This window comes from Bacillus cereus group sp. BfR-BA-01381 (assembly GCF_022663555.1).
Classification (GTDB): Bacteria; Bacillota; Bacilli; order Bacillales; family Bacillaceae_G; genus Bacillus_A; species Bacillus_A pacificus.
This window is the reverse complement of sequence record NZ_JAKUFR010000012.1, coordinates 36,823-58,130: the sequence shown is the minus strand read 5'-3', so window position 1 is coordinate 58,130 and position 21,308 is coordinate 36,823. Positions and strand designations below refer to the sequence as shown.

Here is a 21,308-nt window from a genome sequence, read left to right as displayed (position 1 = left end):
TGGGGTCAACTGCCCGTAAAAGCCCGATTGGTTCAACTAATAATCAGCGGGGGATAAACATCCCCCCACTGATTAAAGTTTCACTTTATCATAAGCAACAAGGTGTAAGAACGCAACCTTTAGAATGAGTATACTTCTTCTTGTACTTTCACTGATAACGATTCGAATATGACACCGATACCGCATTACTACTTTCTATTGTAACGTTTTCTTTCAGTACCGTGCAAATAACTTCTCTTATTCACATTATTGCCCCGCAAGGATTGAGATTTACAGGCCATTTAAATAAAAAGGCCCCTATAATAGGAGCCTTCACAATCGCTTAAGAATATGTTTCTTCTTTCTGTACTTGCTCATTTACAAGCTCTTTCAGTAATTCTATAATTTCATCATTTTCTTCTTTCAAACCGACAGTAATACGAATGCCATCATGTATACCAAATGCAGCACCAGAACGAACAATATACCCTTTCTTCATTAATCGTTCAAAAGCCTCATTACCAGGAATACCAAGCTTTAAGAAAATGAAATTTGTTTGAGATGGATAATAGAATACGTTATATTCCTTACAAAATGCGTAATACTGATGTAAACCTTCTTCATTCTTTTTCACACATTCTTGTAAAAATGCTTGATCTTCTAATGCAGCAAGTGCTACAGATTGTGCTACAGTCGATGTATTAAATGGTAACCTTGCTACTTCTAGTTGCCCAATTAACTGCTCATTACCAACCGCATACCCAATACGGAAAGCGGCTAAACCATATGCTTTTGAAAACGTGCGTAAAACCATAAGATTTTCATACTTTTCAAGAAGTGGCAACGTTTGCGGATAGTCTTCTGCCCCCGCATATTCATAATATGCCTCGTCCATAATAACGAGCGCTGACTTAGGAACTGATTCTAAAAATGAAAGTAATTTTTGTTTCTCTACATATGTACCTGTCGGATTATTCGGATTACAAATCCATACGATCTTCGTTTTATCATCTACTTGCTCTAGCATCGCATCTAAATCATGAATGCCATCTTTAAGTGGTACTTCACGAACTTCTGCTCCTTCAATAACGGCATGGTGATGGTATTGCGAGAATGTTGGATTCGCCATTACAACATTTGTTCCTTCGTGTAGTAATGCACGGCTAATCATTTGAATGACTTCATCTAATCCACTACCAAATAGTAGTTGTTCTGCTTTTACACCTAAATGTTCCGCTACTTTTGTCCGAATTTCAAAGGCATATCCATCTGGATAAAGGGCATATTGGCTCGCTAAAGAAGTTAATGCTTCTGTCACACGCACTGAGCAACCGAATGGATTTTCGTTCGATGCTAATTTCACAATTTTTGATAACCCATATTCCCTTTTTACTTCTTCAATATTTTTCCCAGGTACATATGCTCTCAAAGTTAACAATTGCTCTTTTACTCTCATTTTTCTTCCCCCAGTCGTTTTATTCAATTCGATTACAATATGGTTATACTCCCTTACTATAATCGTTTATCATAACCGTCACTATTACGAAAACACTTCTAAATAGGCTCTTCACAGTTGTTACCTATCTTTTTATACCATATTCTTTTGAAATGCCTCTAACGCAATATGAACAGTCTCATCTGGAATAGATACGACATTCACTACCCCATATTCCTGCATAAGTACCATATGAATCGCTCCAGCATTCGCTTTCTTATCTTGTTTCATTAATTGAACGAGACGGTCTACATTCAAATCACTTGGCATTTTTGGATAACCGTACTTTAAAAACCACTGCTTCATCTCTTCATAAGCAAGATTAACCTTATACACTTGCTCACTTAAGAATATAGCAAATAACATTCCAACCGCCACTCCGTCACCGTGAGTAATATTTCCGTATCCTAGTTCTTTTTCAAGAGCATGACCTAACGTATGTCCAAAGTTCAAATGAGCACGTACACCTTTTTCTGTTTCATCTTGTGCTACAATGTTTGCCTTTACAGGAATCGCCTTCGCTAATATGTGGATTAATTTCTCATCACGAAGATCTGCTAATGTTTGCACTTCTTCTTTTAGCCAATGATATAGTTTTACATCACCAATTAGAGCATGTTTTATCACTTCTGCATAACCTGAGCGCCACTCTTTTTCAGGAAGAGACTGTAAAAACGGCGTATGATATACGACTGCTTCTGGTTGATGGAATGCACCTATCATATTTTTACCTAACGGATGATTGATTGCTACTTTCCCACCTACTGCGCTATCGTGAGCTAATAAAGTCGTCGGAACTTGAACAAAGCGAATTCCACGCATAAATGACGCAGCAACAAAACCAGCTAAGTCTCCAATCATCCCGCCTCCAAGTGCGATAATTAAAGAATTTCTATCTAATTTATTTTCAAGAGCTGACGTATGAGCCGCATAGAAATTTTCAAAGGACTTCTCTTTTTCACCACTCGGTACAACGAATGAAAATACTTTTTGCTCTATTTGCAACGCATCTACAACCGTCTGTAAATGTAAAGATGCAACAGCTTCATCTGAAATAATCATGATATTTGATACAGATGGCTTCATATTTTGAACAATCGTTGTCAAATGTGACAACGATTCTTTCCCTACATATACATCATATTCTTTTGATTTCGTTTGAATATGTATGTTTCCCATTAAAATCCCCTCGCATATTCATTATGTCTCTCAATATTTTCACGAATAAGGTCCATACGATCTAATCCGAATTGTTCTATTAAAGCTGTAGCTAATTCCCAAGCTACAACCGCTTCTGCAACGACACTAGCTGCTGGAACAGCACAACTATCTGAACGTTCAATACTTGCTGTAAAAGGCTCTTTCGTATCAATATCGACACTTTGAAGCGGTTTATATAGTGTAGGTATCGGTTTCATCACACCGCGTACAACAATTGGCATTCCAGTCGTCATACCGCCTTCTAAGCCACCCGCGTTATTTGTTCTTCTTGTATATCCATGCTCTTCATTCCACACAATTTCATCATGAACTTCGCTACCCGGTCTATGCGCTGCTTCAAAACCAATTCCAATCTCAACACCTTTAAAAGCATTAATGCTCATCATTGCGGCTGCTAATTTTGCATCTAGTTTTCGATCATAATGCACATAGCTTCCTACTCCAATCGGCATTCCTTCCACAATTACTTCAACGATGCCACCGATTGAATCACCATTTGATTTCGCATCATCAATTGCTTTTATCATTTGATTACCAGCTTCTTCATCTAAACAACGTACAGGTGATGCTTCTGTAATACTTTTTAATTCTTCAATTGAACGATACGTAGTCTCCTTAGCCTCAACACCGCCAATTTCAATTACATGGCCTGCTACTGCAATACCAAGTTCCGCTAACAATTTTTTAGCAACCGCACCAGCAGCAACACGTACTGTCGTTTCGCGAGCCGAAGAACGTTCCAGTACATTTCTCATATCTCTATGACCATATTTAATCGCACCATTTAGATCAGCATGTCCAGGTCTTGGTTTTGTTACTTTCCTTTTCATTTCTTTTTCTTCTTGTTCCGTTAACGGCTCTGCACCCATAATTTTTGTCCAATGTGCAAAATCACGGTTTTCGACAACAAGTGCAATTGGAGAACCTAATGTCTCTCCATGTCTAACACCACTTACAATCTGCACTTGATCTGTTTCAATTTGCATGCGTCTACCGCGCCCATATCCCTTTTGCCTTCTAGCTAACTCTTCATTTATATCATCCGCTACTAATGGTAGTCCGGCTGGAACACCTTCTATAATCGTTGTAAGTTGTGGACCATGAGATTCACCAGCTGTAATATATCGCATACGTTATTCCTCTTTTCGTATATGTATTTATCTCGCTATATTAAGCAATAATATTATCTTTCATTACTCTAAAAATATGAAAGAGTTATGAATACATCAGCCATTCGCTTATTCTCCGATAGGCCTTTACTTTACATATCAATATATCATAACAGCTCTAACTTCGTAACTAATAGACATAAAAAAAGTGCAAGAAGAATACCCCTATTCTCCTTGCACTTTCTACTATTATCACAGTGATTAAAGCGTTTACAAATTATTTCAAAATAATTAGTAAATCCATTCATTCATTAATTTTGAGTAGTCAACTAATTCTTCTTCTTTAAAGAAAATAGCAATCTCGCGCTCTGCACTTTCTAACGAATCAGAACCATGGATAATATTTTTCGCAACAGTTACACCGAAATCTCCACGAATTGTTCCAGGAGCTGCTTCATGTGGTCTTGTTTTACCCATCATGTTACGAGCTGTATCTACTACACCTTCACCTTGCCATACCATTGCAAATACAGGGCCAGATGTAATAAAGTCTACTAATTCACCAAAGAAAGGTTTCTCTGTGTGCTCAGCATAATGTTGTCCAGCAATTTCCGGAGTGACTTGCATTAATTTTGCACCAACTAATTGAAAGCCCTTCTTCTCAAAACGAGCTACAATTTCCCCAATGAAGGCACGTTGTACACCGTCTGGTTTAACCATTAGAAATGTTTTTTCCATAAAAAATCTCTCCACTTCTGAATTATGTATGTAATTGTATATCCCCACACACATATTAACACCCTTATCACAATTGTGCAATAGTTTTGAAATAGAGAGATTATTTTATTTTTTAGAAAAAACACTAAAATTTTCGTTTCCCAATATACTTTGCTACATTTTGTAATGCATACTTTGCTTGTCCACGTGGGAGTGGTTTTATAATTTCTAATGCTTTATGTAAATAACGTTCACTAAACGCAAATGCTTTATCAATAGCATCACTATTCTTTACAGCCTCAATAATTTCTTTCATTTCGTCCGCTGTTGTATTTTCATGTACAGATCTGATTTTTTTACACAGTATCAGATCTTCCATAGCATATAGAGCAGGAAGCGTAATGTTTCCTTGCAATAAATCACCACCAGCAGGTTTTCCAAGTTTCTCTTCTGTGGAAACGAAGTCTAAAATGTCATCAATAATTTGATACGACATCCCTACGAAATAGCCATACCAAAACAGACGACTTACTGTATCACGATTAGCGCCAGCAGCAATCGCTCCTAGTTGGCAGCTTGCAGCAATTAATAATGCGGTTTTTCGCTTTATTCTTCTTAAATATGTTCTTAAATTTTGGTCATAGTTATACTTATCTTTAATTTGTTCGATTTCACCTTTACAAACTTCTAAAATGGTATGCGATAGAGCCTGATGTGCCTCTGGAATTTCAATATTCGTTATACATTCAAGAGACTTAGCGAATAAATAGTCCCCTGTATACATGGCAATACGATCTCCCCATTTCGCATTCACAGTTGCACTACCACGTCGTAAAAACGCAGCATCAATAACATCATCGTGAACAAGAGAAGCCATATGAATAAGTTCTAACGCAACAGCTACATGCTTAATTGCGTCTAACTTATAATCTCCAAATTTCCCTGCAAGCAACACAAATACAGGACGAATTCGCTTCCCACCAGCTTCAATAAGTTGTAATGCCGCCTCTTCTACTAATGGCTGTTCAGAAGCAACTGTCTTTTTTAATTCTTTTTCTATCACATTAATATCCGATCGTAAAAAAGAGTACATAAGTTGTAACTTCATATTGTTCACCTTAACCTAAAACTTCTTTTTTTCTATTTTGATTCTGGTTTCATACCTAAATGCATCGCTGCTACCCCAAAAGTAAATGGCTTCACTTGCACACGTTCAAGTCCAGCTTTTTCGAACATATTAGCCAATTCTTTCATACCTGGGAATGTACTAGCAGATTCTTGCAACCATGAATATTCTTTATAACTTTTCGCAAATAACTTTCCAAATAACGGCATGATATATTTAAAGTATAAAATATAACCTTGTCGAAAACCAATCATTGTTGGTTGAGATGTTTCTAAACAAATTACTTTTCCACCCGATTTTACTACACGCGTCATTTCTTTTAATACGTGCATATAATCCGGTACGTTACGTAAACCAAATCCAATCGTTACATAATCAAATGTGTTATCTTCAAATGGAAGTTCCATTGCATTCCCGTGTAGAAGTTCTACTTGTTTTAATTGTAAAGCCTCTACCTTTTGCTTACCAACAGATAACATATTTTCACTGAAGTCTAAACCAACAACCTTGCCCTGTTCACCCACTGCTTCAGCTAGCGCAATTGTCCAGTCCGCTGTCCCGCAGCAAACATCAAGCGCTTTACTACCTGGTTTTACATCCATAATGCGCATCGTCTCTTTACGCCACGCTTTATGCCTTTGAAAACTAATTACAGAATTCATTACATCGTATTTATCAGAGATTTTCTCAAATACATCATGTACTCTTTCTTCTTTTGATTGTTGCATGCTCGTACCTTCTTCCAATGTAAAATTGCTTATGTCTTCGATTTATCTCTTAACACAGAGTTTATTTCGCTTATATCTGTGTGATTTTCTAAAATTTGATTTTCTTTCTTTCCGAGTTCCATCATCCATCCATTCACAACTGTTTCTGCATCCGCTTTATCGTTCAAAATCTCTTGAACCGCTTGAAAAACAGGTGAATGCTGTTTTTCAACATGTAATTCACATTCTTTTTGGAGACGATTTTTCCCTAGTACATATGTTATAAACGATTTCCAATGCGATAAATGAAAATGATCACATGTTTTTTGCAAAAGTGCAGACTCAATCGTTACTACACTTTCCAGTATGTCATCCATCGTTTTATGCGCTTTTTGATATAACATTATTTTGTGTTCATTAATTTCTTTAATTCCTTCAGCAAGCGCACGAATTAAAACGATATCACGATTCATAGACAATAAGTAATAATATAACCCGCTATAATAATCACCAGCCAGCACTGTTAACTGGCGACGTTTATGCGATTCATTCGCTTCTTCCCCTACTTTATTCGATACTCTTTCATGTGTATCAAGCGCAATTTGCACAAGCATAATCGTTACTACATAATGCTCAATTTGTTCTATATGTAAATTTGCACCTTTTAAAGCACCATATAACAATGCTATTTTCTCTTCATCAATAAATGGTTCTTCAATATAGTTTATAAAATAAGGATGGCGTAATTTCACCATCAATTTCTCTCTTATACCCGCATACCCTCCGTAGATGTCACACACAAAAATCACCCTTGTTTTCTAATTCATAAAACTTATTATAACACATACACTCTATTTTCTATAACCAAAACTTGGCTACTCTTTCCAAACTTCTATCGAACTACATAACATCTTCTATTCTTTTAAGTAGCCTTTCTATTCTCACTCTGCCTTGCTAAAACTATATCATTTATTTACAAAAAAAAAAAAAGAAAAGCAGTTTCCCACTTTTCTTTACTTCGTTTTAATAAAAGATAAAATTTCACTACGTGCTGCAGCATCATTTTCTAGTACACCACGTACTGCTGTTGTTACTGTTTTTGCACCTGGCTTTTTCACACCGCGCATCGTCATACACATATGTTCCGCTTCTACTACTACCATTACACCATGCGGCTCTAGTACTTCCATAATAGAGTTCGCTACTGTTGATGTAATACGTTCTTGCAGTTGTGGACGACGTGCAATTGTATCTACAGTACGAGCTAATTTACTTAACCCTGTCACTTTTCCGCCTTGCGGAATATATGCAACGTGAGCAACTCCATAGAATGGAACTAAATGATGCTCACACATCGAATAAAACGGTATATCTTTTACTAGTACAAGCTCCTCGTGATCTTCTCCGAACACTTTGTGCAAATGTTCTTTCGGATCTTCATGCATACCTGAGAACACTTCTGCGTACATTTTTGCAACACGCTTTGGTGTATCAAGTACTCCCTCACGATTTGGGTCATCTCCGATTGCCTCTAAAATAAGGCGTACTGCATGTTCAATTTGTTCTAAATTAACTTTTGCCATCCGCTAGCCCTCCCGAAAACCTAAAAGTGATACGAACACATTCTAGCATATTTATGTTTTTAAAAGCAAAAAGAAGAGTTTCCAAAAAGGAAACTCTTCTTCCCTGTTAATATGTAAGGATTATTTAACCGCATCTTTTAACGCTTTACCAGGTTTGAATGCAGGTACTTTACTTGCAGCGATTTCAATCTCCTCACCTGTTTGTGGGTTACGACCTTTACGAGCCGCACGCTCACGAACTTCGAAGTTACCGAATCCGATCAGTTGTACTTTATCACCTTGTTTTAAAGCTTCTAAGATAGAATCAAAAACAGCGTCTACTGCTTTTGTTGCGTCCTTTTTAGAAAGGGAACTTGCTTCTGCAACAGCATTGATTAAATCTGTCTTGTTCATGCCATTCACCTCCTCCCAAAGATAAGACTGTATAATGATCATAAAATGAGTCTTACTTTCATTTGTAGGCAATTTTTACAAATTCTATACTACAAAGATGTAGATAAATCATTATCAACGCCTATATTATACGATTCTCCTTTATAATTCAATATTTTTAAGGAAATTGTTACTCTTAAAATGTGAAAATCTGATGAAACTTGACAATTTACAACAATATATTAGATAATGGCTGTTTATTTTCCTATTTTGTATGCGGAAATTTAAAAAATCCCTCTACGATGAGAGGGATTTTTTCTTATAATATAATCGCGATTAATCCGCCAGATCCTTCATTAATAATTCTTTCTAGCGTTTCTTTTAATTTATATCTCGCATTTTCTGGCATTAAAGATAGTTTCGCTTGAATACCTTCCCGAACAATCGAACTCAGCGAACGTCCAAATATATCAGAATTCCAAATTGATAATGGATCATCTTCAAAATCTTGCATTAAGTAACGAACTAGTTCTTCACTTTGTTTTTCAGTACCAATAATTGGCTCAAACGTAGACTCCACATCAACTTTAATCATGTGAATAGATGGTGCTACAGCTTTTAATTTCACACCAAACCTTGAACCGTGACGAATAATTTCTGGCTCATCTAAGCTCATATCAGCTAACGCAGGCGCCGCTACACCATATCCTGTTTGTTTTACCATACGCAGGGCATCCGCCACTTGATCATATTCTATTTTCGCATGAGATAAATCGAGCATAAGCTTCAATAAATGATCTTTCCCTCGAATTTCTACCCCTACTACTTCTTTTAAAATTTGATCATATAATTCATCTGGTGCATATAGATCAATCTCTGCTACGCCTTGCCCCATATCAATGCCAGCTAGGCTCGCTCGATCAATAAATTCATACTGACTAAACTGCCATACGACACGGTCTACATCACGAAGACGTTTTATATCCTTCACAGTCTCTTGAACGGCTTCTTGATAACTTTGGCGTAACCAATGCCCTTCATTTAGCACCATTACCCAGCTCGGAAGGTTCACATTCACTTCTAAAACAGGGAACTCAAATAATGCCTCTCGAAGTACATTGTATACATCTGTTTCTCTTAAACTTTCAACACTCATCGCAATGACTGGGATATCATATTCTTCAGATAAGCTTTGGCGCAATTGCTCTGTATCTGGATGATACGGCTGTACAGTGTTAATGATCATAATGAAAGGTTTTCCGACTTCTTTTAGCTCATTTACGACGCGTTCTTCTGCCTCTATATAATCTCTTCTTGGAATTTCACCAATCGTTCCATCTGTTGTAATTACAACACCAATTGTTGAATGTTCTTGAATTACTTTACGTGTTCCGATTTCTGCAGCTTCATGGAATGGAATAGGTTCTTCATACCAAGGAGTATTAATCATGCGCGGGCCATTCTCATCTTCATAGCCTTTTGCTCCTGGAACTGTATATCCGACGCAATCTACTAATCGAATATTCACTTCAAGACCTTCATCTACTTCGATAGAAACCGCTTGGTTTGGAACAAACTTCGGTTCCGTCGTCATGATTGTACGGCCAGCAGCACTTTGAGGTAGTTCATCCTGCGCTCTTTGACGGTCAGACTCATTTTCAATATTAGGAATAACTACAAGTTCCATAAATTTTTTGATGAATGTTGATTTTCCTGTTCGAACAGCTCCTACAACTCCAAAATAAATATCACCGCCTGTGCGTTCCGCAATATCTTTAAAAATATCTACCTTTTCCAAGTGATTCCCTCCCTCAATATTTTTGGGAATAATTCCACGTTTATAGTCAACTAATACCTTCTCTAACGTTGCCTATAATATCTGATATAATATAATGGTATTCTAGAAGTTCGGACAATATATCATATAATTTTGTCCAATTTCATATGACTATTAAAAAAATACCTTTTGTTTGCATCGCAAGTTGTGTAACATAAAAAACCTTTCTTCTAGAACTTATTCACTAAAAGAAAGGTTCATGACTTATGATTTTAAAAAAATTGGTTCTCCATTCTTTACCGTATACGGTAAAGAATACGCAGGTACAAACGGAGAATCTTTCGAAAGTATATTCCGAATATCTTCCCCCTCCTTAAATTGTCCTTCGTTTTTTTTCAGCGCTTCATATAAGTCGATTCTATAATCAACATAAATTTCTCCCTTTTCATTAATTACAAACGGAAGTCCTTTACCAGAATACGGACTTGTCACTTGCGGTACATCTTTATATCCAAGTTTTTTGAAATCTAATTCATACACACCATCTGAAATTACCTTTTTAAATGGTGGATATTGATGTTCATCTCGATACATCCTAAGCTTTAATGATAATTGCTGAATTTGTTCAGCCATCCTCACATCAATTAACTTTACTGTCGGGTTTGTTTCAACGTCTATTAATACGTATTGATATACTCCCCCGCTTTCATAGGCATTCCCTGGCGCTTCTTGTATGTAACGCGGAGAAATCTTTTGAAAATCGATTGGATATTTTTGATAAATAGGCGTATTCATATCCCGCGTCTTAATTGGCAATATCCCGTCATTTTGCTCCTTAAATGTCGCAACAGCTTTTTGAACGACCTGCAGCTGATCTTCATAAGGCACAGCATTTTGTTTCATATTTTCTTTTGGATACAGACATCCTGTTAAAATGCTCATACAACAAAATATTAAAATAATATGGACTTTTTTCACTAGCAATCACCTTTTCATACTAATATAACTCGCTCCGTACCATTCCCTTTACTGCTGTACAGGTCCACTAAATACAACAAGAAAAATAACAATTCCTGATACAATCATAAGGGTGTACGCTACCAACGCTGTAATCCCTTTCAAAAATTTATTCTTTATTTTATATCTGCTTAGCAAAATAAAACTTACTGCAAAAAACATAAATCCAATTGCCCCTAAAGCAAACCACATTTTTATAAGCCCTTCCGACATATACACACCCCTTTTTATCAATCTATTTTTATACTATTTTAACAAATTAAAATCTTTAAACAAATATAAAAAAGAACATTTTACTACAAATCTAGATAAAAATAAAACCGAAGCGAGTGATACACTCGCTTCGGTTGACCAAATATGCCCAAAACAGCTCTATTCCCATACTTTCATGGCTATCATATGCAATCTACAAACTCTTTGTTTCTCATATTTTATTTTTTAAACATTTTGCTTAACGAGCCAAAATCTGTCGGCATATTATTGTTAATAATCGCTTTTACAATTTGATCCTCTTGTTCTTTCGGCACTTCACGTCCTGCCATAAGAGCCACTTGATGAATCAATTGACGAAGTACAGTCTCATCACGTAAATTCGCATTTTGTACAGATGATGCTAATTTAAAAATATCTTCTTTATTCACTTTCGCTTCTTTTTCAATGTTATTAAAAATGTTGTTATCCATTCTTTTCACCCTCTCCTCAAGTTACTCTTCATCCTATGCAAAAATAAAAAAATGGTGAAAAGACCCAAAAAAATAAAAAGCGACAGAAGTACAATTGTACTTCTGTCGCTTTTCTTTAAAGTAAGTCAGGTATAGCTTCCACTTCATGTTTTCGAACACGCCCCATTAATGAGCCTACTGCATCTTTTACATTATTCCCATTGAATAAGACGTCATATAAAGCAGCTGTAATCGGCATTTCCACTTCCATTTTCTCTGCCAACTCATGCGCAGCTTTCGTTGTTCTTACACCTTCCACAACCATACCCATACTTTCTAACACCTCTTCTAAAGAGTGTCCTTTTCCAAGCAAATTCCCAGCACGCCAATTTCGGCTATGGACACTTGTACAAGTTACAATTAAGTCCCCCATACCAGTTAGACCAGCAAACGTTAACGGATTTCCACCCATTTTTCTTCCTAAACGAGCAATCTCCGTTAAACCACGCGTCATTAATGCCGCTTTCGCATTATCACCTAATCCAAGACCATCAGTTATCCCAGCAGCTAATGCGATAATATTTTTTAACGCACCACCAAGTTCAACTCCAACGATATCTGGATTTGTGTATACACGGAAATAACTATTCATAAACAAATCTTGTACTTCCTCAGCCGCTTCCATACGCTTTGCTGCAGACGTAACAGTTGTCGCCTGACGTAATCCAACTTCTTCAGCATGACTCGGTCCAGACAGTACAACAACATCTTTAATCAAGTCCTCTGGAATTTCTTCCTCAATCACTTCCGAAATACGTTTTGACGTACCAGGTTCAATTCCTTTACTTGCATGAATCCAAGTAGTCGGACCCGCTACATATTTCTTCATATCTTGTAGTACTTCTCTATACGCTTTCGTTGGTACTACAAGCAGTACTACATTTACATCTACTAATGCTTCTTCTAAAGAAGAGTAGGCTACGATTGTGCTTGGCAATGTAATTCCCGGAAGATATCGACTATTCTCATGTTTTGTATTAATCTCATCCATAAGTTCAGAACGATTTCCCCAAATACGTACATCATGCCCATTGTCAGCTAATACCATCGCTAACGCTGTTCCCCAGCTACCTGCTCCAACTACTGTGATTTTTGTCATAAAATCACATCCTCTCCATTAGTCTCTTGCTCTAGCGATAATGTGAATCGGCGTTCCCACAAAGCCAAATGATTCACGTAAACGATTCTTTAAGAAACGCTCATATGAGAAATGCAATAGTTCTGGATCGTTTACAAACACAACAAATGTTGGTGGTTTTACCGCAACTTGTGTTGCATAGAAAATCTTCAGACGACTACCGTTATGCGTTGGCGTTGGATTCATCGCTACCGCATCCATAATTACATCATTTAATACATTCGTTTGAATACGGATACTATGACTTTCATTTACCTCATCGATAACCGGTATTAACGTTTGTGTACGTTTTCTCGTTTTCGCAGATAAGAACACAATCGGTGCGTACTCTAAAAATTGGAAATGAGCACGGATGTTTTCTTCAAATGCTTTCATTGTTTTCTCGTCTTTTTTCACTGCGTCCCATTTGTTTACAACGATAACGACAGCTCGCCCTGAATCATGAGCGTATCCAGCGATTTTTTTATCTTGTTCAATAATTCCTTCTTCACCGTCTAAAACGACTAAAACAACGTCAGAACGTTCAATCGCTCTTAGTGCACGAAGTACACTATACTTTTCTGTACTTTCATACACTTTCCCTTTTTTACGCATACCAGCTGTATCGATAATTACATAATCTTTCCCATCTTTACTATATGGTGTATCGACCGCATCACGAGTTGTTCCTGCTACATTACTAACAATTACACGCTCTTGACCAAGAAGAGCATTTACAAGTGATGATTTCCCTACGTTTGGACGGCCAATTAAAGAGAAACGAATTGTATCTTCATCATATCCGTCTTCTTCAATCTTTGGAAAATGCTGTGCAGCTTCGTCTAATAAGTCACCTAATCCTAATCCGTGTGTACCTGAAATTGGGAATGGCTCACCAAATCCTAATGCATAGAAATCATAAATATCACTGCGCATTTCCGGATTGTCCACTTTATTTACTGCAAGTACAACCGGTTTATTTGAACGATATAATATTTTTGCAACTTCTTCATCAGCTGCAGTTACACCGTCACGACCATTTGTCATAAAAATGATAACATCCGCTTCATCAATTGCTACTTCAGCTTGTTGACGAATTTGTGTCAAAAATGGCTCGTCTCCAATATCAATTCCACCTGTATCAATAATGTTAAATTCATGATTTAACCATTCTCCAGCGCTATAAATACGATCGCGCGTTACACCTGGAATATCTTCTACGATTGAAACTCTCTCTCCAACAATTCTATTGAAAATAGTAGATTTCCCTACGTTCGGGCGGCCTACTATTGCTATTACTGGTTTCGGCATATACTTTCATCCTTTCAACTTGCTTCTGTTTATTATGTAAAAAACCCTTCTTTGTGCAAGAAGGGATTTGCATTCCAGAATATTTCTCAACGTATCAAAACACCTCACATTATAACACACGTTGCTAATGTTTCACAATAATATATACATTCTCTTGTAAGCGATGCGCAATGCCATCTAGAATTGCCTCTAAATTATTTGCAACAAATTCTAATTCCTCTTTAGATTCACAAGTAAACAGAGGAGCACCACCAGCAAATTTCTCCGGGGTCGTTGTAATAACTGCAAGAATTACACTTTCTAACATCATCTCTTATCTCCCCTTCCTTTCGGGGCTTCCGATGACATATGAACAGCACTTTCTAACGTCGGCACGTTCCCTATGACACCTATCGCTTTCTCCGCATCTTGATCTTGTGGCAAGACAAAGATTCCAACCCTGCCATCCTCTAAATCACGCTTTGCTAACGGTACAAGTGCCGGCGTACCAGAATCTCTATAAATTCCTAAAGCAACAGAAACATCATGTAAAATAGCTTGTCGTTGTCCTAAGTTAGAGATTGTCACCATCGCATCAATTGATTTCGGTCTTAAAATAAAACCCATTCCATACTTCATAATTTCCTCTTGTCTTGCTGGCAATCCAATATTCATAATGTAAATATTATCAATATACAGTCCCGCTCCTTCAAAACGAAGTGGAACATGCTCGATATCAACAAGATCATGCAACCTCTTACCAGACATTAATTTTTTCGCGATAAAAAATGCGATGATAGCCATAACTACTCCAGCAATCCATGAACGGAACCCTATATAGGCAAACGTCGTTACAAACGACGTTAACATCGCCAAATAGTTGCGACTTTCAAAAACTAATGCAATTCCTTCAATATATGTATTCCCACGCGGTACAAGCTCATAACCATCTAATTGTTGCAATGTATTTCTTTCCATATTACGCACATCACGAAACTGTGTTGCTGCTAACGTAAGAAACGTAATGGCAGAAAAATCTTTTTTCAATATAGACGGAATCGCAATCGCTCCTAAAGCTGCCGCAATTAACCCCATCGCAATGTGAATAATTTTCCCGTGGAGTCTCGTCGGATATTGCCGCGTATCTGTCCGGAGCATAAGCACTCTCGTTACTGTCCCTGCTATTACGCCACATAAAATGGCCGGTGTATATTCAATCATGTATTACCCTCGCCTTTCTTTTACGTGTTTTCCTCTTAAACTGTTCCATGTGTACGGAGACCTTCGCAATCCAAAATAAAATTGCCATGAATAATGTAGAAACAGCAACGATATCAAAAAACGCTAAACTACCGTAATCGTAAGGAAAATGCAGTTTCCGAAAAATAATTGTCACAAACAATTCTCCCTGCAACATTCCTATATAAAGAGAACATAGTCGTAATATGCGATCCTCATGTAATAAAACAGATGCATATACAAGAGCACTACTTAACAAAAACAACCTGTCCACCACAATCCAAATTGGATCATATACTTCTAACAAATGAAAACTTGTATATAACATTGCAATAATAAGTGCCGAAAGTAAGCTATATAATTTTTTCCAAATAGAATAGAGCGTGAGTCCTATAAAAGCTATACCAGAAAGTAAAAGTGCATTTACTGATACCGTGAATGAAGCAATCGTTACATGTAACGGAGAACAAATAATAAAAATCAATATACAGGCGCTTATCTTCCACCGAATAGAGTCCTTTTTCATAAAAAACGTTGCGACAATCCACCCTATCCAAGCTACAAAATAAAAAGTACTCCCTTCCATCATTTCACCTCCTATGTTTTCCATTATGGGAACTTTTTATGAAAGTTAATCCACTTTCTTCGCGCATAGTTTTTTCATATAACAGCAACACTTTTAATAAGGAGGTGCTATTCATTATGGGTAAAGATCGTCAAGAACGAAAACTAAGAGAATCACGCCGCGTTGAATCTGACCGTGACCAATCACTACAATATCCGGGTGCAACTGGACTTGATACACCTGAGCAAGCTCGAAAACAGAATCAGCACTAATGAATACAAAAAGACGGTTTCGATATTGTACGAAACCGTCTTTTACATATTTCTTCATAATTTCTATTCATATTGAAATAACATTTCACATACAAATCTTTCTAAACTTTATTTTTATCCATACCTATTTTTCTTAGCAAAATTAAGCCTTCTGCAATAATTCAATGGCACATTATCTACATTTTTCAGTCGCAAATTTTACAAGATACTGTTTATATATAGGAATTATTTCATTTTTCTAGAATATCAATTCTATCCCTCGCTTTATATTACTAAAATGAATAGAAAACAAAAAAATCAACCAAACGGTTGATTTTTTATCTCCTACTATAATGCGTCGTATCAATACCACGCTGCGTTAACCAATGATACGTTTCGCCCTTTACAACAAGAGGTACAGATTGTAACTCTTCTATCGTCTTCGCACCGAGAGCTGTCATAATAAATTTCAAATCTGTATGTAGAAGATCAATTTCATCCACTAACTTCTCGATACCATCTTGCATTAAAATGCGTAAAAAGTATCCAGCAAAAGCAGTTGTATTCGCCCCTAATGCGATTGCTTTCGCTACGTCAAGCGCTGTTTGTATACCCCCAGATGCAATAAAAGAGAGGTTATTATTTGTAGAGGTTGCTTCAACAATCGAGGTTGCTGTTTGTATGCCCCAGTTATTAAAATAAGAAAGCATTCGCTGTCTTCTTTCATTTTCAACAGCAGCAAAATTCGTACCACCTTGTCCGCCAATATCCATCGCCGTTACACCTATGCTCGCTAACTGTTGCATTGTTTCCTTACTCATCCCAAATCCAACTTCTTTCACAATGACAGGAACTTTACTATTTAAAACAATTTTCTCAATGCGCCGAAGTACACCAGTAAAGTCACGGTCCCCTTCTGGCATCGTTAACTCTTGTATGACATTTAAATGAATTTGCAATGCATTCGCTTCAATCATATCAACAGCACGCTCTGCCTGTTCGATAGTTGCCTCACTACCTAAATTAGCAAAGAAAATACCATTTGGATTTACCTTTCTGATAATCTTATAAGAAGCAGCCTCACTTTCATCTTTTAACGCCGCCATTTGCGAACCTACAGCCATAGCAAGGTTATGATGTTTCGCTACATATGCTAATTGCTCATTAATATGTAACGTTTTCTCTCCTCCACCACCAGTCATCGCATTGATAAAAATCGGCGAACTTAGTGAAAGTTCGCCGATTTTTGTTTCACATGTTATTGTGTCATAATTTGAATTTGGCAAGCTTTGATGCACAAAATCAATATCATGAAAGCCATGCGTACGAGACTGACCAGTAGAAAGAGCGTATTCAATATGATCTAATTTACGTTTTGCCCTTACCACTTGTACCCCTCTTTATTTCTTTAATTTTTTCAGTTGTTCACCAATAATGTCACTTAATTGGAAAGTAGCAGAATCAGCATTCGGTTCATACTGACTATAATCTTCAGTTACATTATTTTCCTCAAGCGCTTCTTTTATACTTAAAGAAATACGTTTCTCTGCTACATGAACTTCAAGGACTTTCACTTTTACTTCTTGTCCCATTTCCAATACTTCATTTGGATTTTTTACGTGACGATTTGCAATTTGAGATACATGTACAAGACCTTCGACGCCAGGTAAAATTTCAACGAATGCACCAAATGTAACAAGACGTTTTACTATTCCCTCACGAATATCTCCAGCTTTCACTTCACCAGCAATATTTTCCCAAGGTCCTGGTTGAGCTGCTTTAATTGATAAAGAAATACGTTGTGTATCAGCATCCACAGATAACACCTTCACCTTTACCTTTTGACCTTGCTCTAATACTTCAGAAGGTTGCTCTACACGTTCGTGTGAAATTTGTGAAATATGAACTAAACCGTCCACACCTCCAACATTAACGAAAGCACCAAAATCCGTTAGTCGTTGTACTGTTCCTTCCACAACGTCTCCTTCTTTTAATGAAGAAATTGCTTCTTTCTTCTTAGAATCTAGTTCTAATTCTACTACCGCTTTATGCGAAAGGATCACGCGATTTTTTTCACGGTCCAATTCAACAATTTTCACGGCTAATGTTTTTCCTTTATAGTCAGTAAAATCTTCTACATAATGTACTTCTACAAGTGAAGCTGGGATAAAACCACGAACACCAAGGTCCACAACTAATCCACCATTCACGATATCTTTTACAGTAACATCAAATACGTGACCAGAATTAAATTTCTCTTGTAATTCTACCCATGCTTTTTCTGCATCAACAGCACGTTTAGATAAGACAAGATCATTTTCTTCTAATTTAATAATCTTTAATTCTAGTGTTTGATCTAATTCTACAACATCGCTTGCTTTTTCAATATGAACGTTAGCTAATTCACTAATTGGAATTACGCCATCTGTTTTGTATCCAACATTTACAAGCACTTGTTTCTCTTCAACTTTCGTTACAGAACCTGTAACAACGTCACCAACTTGTAATTCTTTTGAATCCATAACTTCTTCATTCATTTTCTCTACCATGGAAATACCTCCCTACAGAATTGACAAAGCATTTTTTATGTATATACGAAATGAAAACAATTGTTTTCATTTGCATGTTTAAGAATTTATCATCACATACGTAAGCTTCATACATTTCACTAGAAAATATATTAAACCTATATAAATAGTATACAGCAAAATCATCTTGAAGAAAGTATGTTTTGAAATATAATAGCGAATATATTCTGAAAGTTTTATCCCTCTTTTATTAACTTCTTACAAATCTGATCATTTGTCAAGGAAAGAGACTCACAATTCACGTATCCTTTACATTTCTATAGAAATAAAAAAAGAAAGGGGCTATGCCCTTTCTTTATTTCGCAAACACTCCTGAAACAATACTCATAATCTTTTGGACAACTTCTTCAATTGATAAAGAAGTTGTATCTAATTCCAATGCATCATCAGCTTTTTTTAGAGGAGAAACTTCACGTTCTGAATCTAATTTATCACGCTGAGCAATTTCTTCTTTTAACTGCTCTAAATTAGAATCGAAGCCTTTATTCATATTTTCTAAATGTCTTCTCTCTGCTCTTTCTTCAACAGAAGCAAGCATAAAGATCTTCACTTCAGCATCTGGTAACACATGTGTACCAATATCACGGCCATCCATTACAACGCCGCCTTTTTCTGCTAACTCTTGTTGACGGCGTACCATTTCTTCACGAACAAGGCGATGTTTCGCCACAATCGATACTCGATTCGTCACCTCAGGTGTACGAATGACTTCCGAAACATCTTGTCCATTTAAAAATACAAGTTGTGTATTTTCTCCTTGCTGAAACTCAATTTTCACATTTTTTACAACTTCCATTAACTGCTCTTCATTCTCAATGTCAACTTTTTGTTCAAGAGCTGCATATGTAATTGTACGATACATTGCGCCTGTATCAATATAAACGTAAGAAAGCTTCTTCGCTACAACTTTTGCAACTGTACTTTTTCCAGCAGCTGCTGGACCATCTATAGCAATTGAAATTCGTTTATCCATTGTAACACCTCATTTTTTCACTTATAAAACAAAACGAAAAGCAGGTATTCTCCTGCTTCTTCTCATTTGCTTCACGTCATTAAATCCTCAATTATTGTAGCATAATCCTTCATAGAAGAAAATGAAAACTACCTATTCACCCGTAAGATTTCTGCTTTGTTTTTTACCATGACACCTTCATAATAAACAATTTTAGATAAATATTTCACTGATGACTTATGTATAAATAACAATTGCACAACAGAAAGACAAATGAATTGTATTATTAATATACGTATAAGCATTCTCTCCATCTTTTTCAACGTAATGGCTCCCTCCTATACTGTATTTGCACATTTCGTTTCGTAATTTTATACATCGTACATATAGCAGTTCATTTTATTGTCATTTTCGAGGCATACTTTTATACATTTCCATTGTCGAATTTACTCAAAACATGTTATGTTCTAAATGTATTTTTTTACTTGAAAGGGGTATAAGCATTGAAAAGAATCCTAGTTTTACACACAGGTGGAACAATTGCAATGGAGGAAGATAAAGAAACTGGGGTCGTACAACCAGGTGAAAAAAATCCTCTTTTAAAATTCATTCCTGATTTAGAAGGCGATGTTGATTTAATCGTTGAAGATGTGTTTCATCTACCATCTCCTCATATGACACCGAGCGAAATGTTACAATTACAAGTCATCATTGATGAAAGAGTAAAACAAGACAACATTCATGGCGTAGTCATTACGCATGGTACGGATACATTAGAAGAAACGGCCTATTTCTTAGATTTAACAGTACAAGCAACTATTCCGATCGTTGTAACAGGCGCAATGCGCTCTAGCAATGAATTAGGTGCTGATGGTCTATATAACTTCTTATCAGCTGTAAAAGTCGCTAGCAGTAGTGAAGCTGCCGAAAAAGGCGTTTTAGTCGTATTAAACGACGAAATTCATTGCGCTACAAACGTAACGAAAACACATACAAGTAATGTAGCAACATTCCAAAGTCCACAGTATGGACCAATCGGTATGGTAACAAAACGTGGTGTTGTATTCCACCATGCTTTAGTACATCACGAAACATATTCAGTAAATAAGGTTTCTAAAAATGTAGTCGTTCTAAAAGCGTACGCTGGTATGGACGATACATTGTTAGCAGCAATTGAAAATCTTCCGGTAGACGGGATTGTTATTGAAGCGCTTGGACAAGGTAATTTACCTCCAAGAACACTTCCTAGTCTAGAGCGACTAATAAATAAAGGAATTCCTGTCGTATTAGTTTCTCGCTGTTTCAATGGCATCGTTCAAGATGTATATTCATATGAAGGTGGCGGCAAACAATTAAAAGATATGGGTATTGTATTCACATACGGTTTAAACGCTCAAAAAGCACGTATTAAATTATTAGTTGCATTAGAGAATACAACTTCTCATGAAGCAATCCAAAACATGTTTATGCATGATTAAAAA

At 36.5% G+C, this 21,308-nt stretch carries 24 protein-coding genes; 2 read left to right on the top strand and 22 right to left on the bottom strand.

What is annotated here, in order from left to right:
- Positions 1-322 precede the first annotated feature (322 nt).
- The 18 genes from hisC to MR079_RS06450 all read right to left on the bottom strand — a co-directional run bounded on the left by hisC (position 323) and on the right by MR079_RS06450 (position 16,057).
- Entirely contained in the window at positions 323-1,435 is a 1,113-nt protein-coding gene (gene hisC / locus MR079_RS06535; protein ID WP_139868066.1) for a histidinol-phosphate transaminase, read from the bottom strand.
- A 132-nt stretch (positions 1,436-1,567) separates the two neighbouring features.
- On the bottom strand, positions 1,568-2,653 hold the full coding sequence (gene aroB / locus MR079_RS06530; protein ID WP_242293737.1) for a 3-dehydroquinate synthase: 1,086 nt from the start codon (positions 2,651-2,653) through the stop codon (positions 1,568-1,570).
- Positions 2,653-3,825 carry a chorismate synthase gene (gene aroC / locus MR079_RS06525; RefSeq protein ID WP_139868071.1) on the bottom strand — a complete coding sequence of 391 codons (1,173 nt, stop codon included), beginning with the start codon at positions 3,823-3,825 and terminating at the stop codon, positions 2,653-2,655. Before aroC ends, aroB begins: the two co-directional genes overlap by 1 nt.
- Positions 3,826-4,095: 270 nt before the next feature.
- On the bottom strand, positions 4,096-4,542 hold the full coding sequence (gene ndk / locus MR079_RS06520; RefSeq protein WP_000415885.1) for a nucleoside-diphosphate kinase: 447 nt from the start codon (positions 4,540-4,542) through the stop codon (positions 4,096-4,098).
- 124 nt (positions 4,543-4,666) lie between these two features.
- Entirely contained in the window at positions 4,667-5,629 is a 963-nt protein-coding gene (gene hepT / locus MR079_RS06515) for a heptaprenyl diphosphate synthase component II (RefSeq protein ID WP_139868073.1), read from the bottom strand.
- A gap of 32 nt (positions 5,630-5,661) precedes the next feature.
- Entirely contained in the window at positions 5,662-6,375 is a 714-nt protein-coding gene (gene menG, locus MR079_RS06510; RefSeq protein WP_242293736.1) for a 2-heptaprenyl-1,4-naphthoquinone methyltransferase, read from the bottom strand.
- 29 nt (positions 6,376-6,404) lie between these two features.
- Positions 6,405-7,154 carry a heptaprenyl diphosphate synthase component 1 gene (locus MR079_RS06505; RefSeq protein ID WP_139868074.1) on the bottom strand — a complete coding sequence of 250 codons (750 nt, stop codon included), beginning with the start codon at positions 7,152-7,154 and terminating at the stop codon, positions 6,405-6,407.
- 213 nt (positions 7,155-7,367) lie between these two features.
- A complete protein-coding gene (gene folE, locus MR079_RS06500) occupies positions 7,368-7,937 on the bottom strand; it encodes a GTP cyclohydrolase I FolE (protein WP_001151482.1) in 570 nt (189 codons plus the stop codon).
- A gap of 120 nt (positions 7,938-8,057) precedes the next feature.
- The gene (locus tag MR079_RS06495; RefSeq protein ID WP_001043860.1) at positions 8,058-8,330 is read right to left on the bottom strand and encodes an HU family DNA-binding protein; all 273 of its coding nucleotides are present in this window, start codon (positions 8,328-8,330) and stop codon (positions 8,058-8,060) included.
- 298 nt (positions 8,331-8,628) lie between these two features.
- Positions 8,629-10,107, bottom strand: a complete 1,479-nt coding sequence (gene spoIVA, locus MR079_RS06490; protein WP_000416519.1) for a stage IV sporulation protein A — start codon at positions 10,105-10,107, stop codon at positions 8,629-8,631.
- Between the two features lie 243 nt (positions 10,108-10,350).
- Entirely contained in the window at positions 10,351-11,064 is a 714-nt protein-coding gene (locus MR079_RS06485; protein ID WP_049113550.1) for a hypothetical protein, read from the bottom strand.
- Between the two features lie 48 nt (positions 11,065-11,112).
- The gene (locus tag MR079_RS06480; protein ID WP_001288995.1) at positions 11,113-11,316 is read right to left on the bottom strand and encodes a DUF2768 domain-containing protein; all 204 of its coding nucleotides are present in this window, start codon (positions 11,314-11,316) and stop codon (positions 11,113-11,115) included.
- A 218-nt stretch (positions 11,317-11,534) separates the two neighbouring features.
- A complete protein-coding gene (locus tag MR079_RS06475; RefSeq protein WP_000369754.1) occupies positions 11,535-11,786 on the bottom strand; it encodes a stage VI sporulation protein F in 252 nt (83 codons plus the stop codon).
- Between the two features lie 115 nt (positions 11,787-11,901).
- Positions 11,902-12,924 (bottom strand): NAD(P)H-dependent glycerol-3-phosphate dehydrogenase, encoded by a 1,023-nt coding sequence (locus MR079_RS06470; protein ID WP_000161775.1) that lies wholly within the window; start codon positions 12,922-12,924, stop codon positions 11,902-11,904.
- A gap of 18 nt (positions 12,925-12,942) precedes the next feature.
- Entirely contained in the window at positions 12,943-14,253 is a 1,311-nt protein-coding gene (gene der / locus MR079_RS06465) for a ribosome biogenesis GTPase Der (protein WP_001125893.1), read from the bottom strand.
- Positions 14,254-14,377: 124 nt separating this feature from the next.
- Positions 14,378-14,563 carry a capping complex subunit for YIEGIA gene (locus MR079_RS06460; RefSeq protein ID WP_000979051.1) on the bottom strand — a complete coding sequence of 62 codons (186 nt, stop codon included), beginning with the start codon at positions 14,561-14,563 and terminating at the stop codon, positions 14,378-14,380.
- Entirely contained in the window at positions 14,560-15,453 is an 894-nt protein-coding gene (locus MR079_RS06455) for a YIEGIA family protein (RefSeq protein WP_000575281.1), read from the bottom strand. Before MR079_RS06455 ends, MR079_RS06460 begins: the two co-directional genes overlap by 4 nt.
- The gene (locus MR079_RS06450; RefSeq protein ID WP_242293735.1) at positions 15,446-16,057 is read right to left on the bottom strand and encodes a YphA family membrane protein; all 612 of its coding nucleotides are present in this window, start codon (positions 16,055-16,057) and stop codon (positions 15,446-15,448) included. Before MR079_RS06450 ends, MR079_RS06455 begins: the two co-directional genes overlap by 8 nt.
- Positions 16,058-16,173: 116 nt before the next feature.
- Between MR079_RS06450 and MR079_RS06445 the strand changes: the two genes are divergently transcribed.
- Complete coding sequence (locus MR079_RS06445) at positions 16,174-16,308, top strand: YpzI family protein (protein WP_000513900.1); 135 nt, start codon at positions 16,174-16,176, stop codon at positions 16,306-16,308.
- Between the two features lie 317 nt (positions 16,309-16,625).
- Here the strand turns inward: MR079_RS06445 and MR079_RS06440 are convergent, their stop codons facing one another.
- From MR079_RS06440 to MR079_RS06425, 4 genes are all read right to left on the bottom strand, one after another.
- On the bottom strand, positions 16,626-17,675 hold the full coding sequence (locus MR079_RS06440; RefSeq protein ID WP_242293734.1) for a type 2 isopentenyl-diphosphate Delta-isomerase: 1,050 nt from the start codon (positions 17,673-17,675) through the stop codon (positions 16,626-16,628).
- Between the two features lie 12 nt (positions 17,676-17,687).
- Positions 17,688-18,836, bottom strand: coding sequence for a 30S ribosomal protein S1 (gene rpsA, locus MR079_RS06435; RefSeq protein ID WP_139868078.1), 1,149 nt, complete (start codon positions 18,834-18,836; stop codon positions 17,688-17,690).
- Between the two features lie 334 nt (positions 18,837-19,170).
- Complete coding sequence (gene cmk / locus MR079_RS06430) at positions 19,171-19,848, bottom strand: (d)CMP kinase (RefSeq protein WP_000361265.1); 678 nt, start codon at positions 19,846-19,848, stop codon at positions 19,171-19,173.
- A 128-nt stretch (positions 19,849-19,976) separates the two neighbouring features.
- Positions 19,977-20,150, bottom strand: coding sequence for a YpfB family protein (locus MR079_RS06425; RefSeq protein ID WP_014893178.1), 174 nt, complete (start codon positions 20,148-20,150; stop codon positions 19,977-19,979).
- A gap of 180 nt (positions 20,151-20,330) precedes the next feature.
- On the opposite strand from MR079_RS06425, the gene ansA reads away from it, so the two are divergent.
- Positions 20,331-21,305: an asparaginase gene (gene ansA, locus MR079_RS06420; protein WP_000822020.1), complete on the top strand. Its 975-nt coding sequence runs from the start codon at positions 20,331-20,333 to the stop codon at positions 21,303-21,305.
- Positions 21,306-21,308 lie beyond the last annotated feature (3 nt).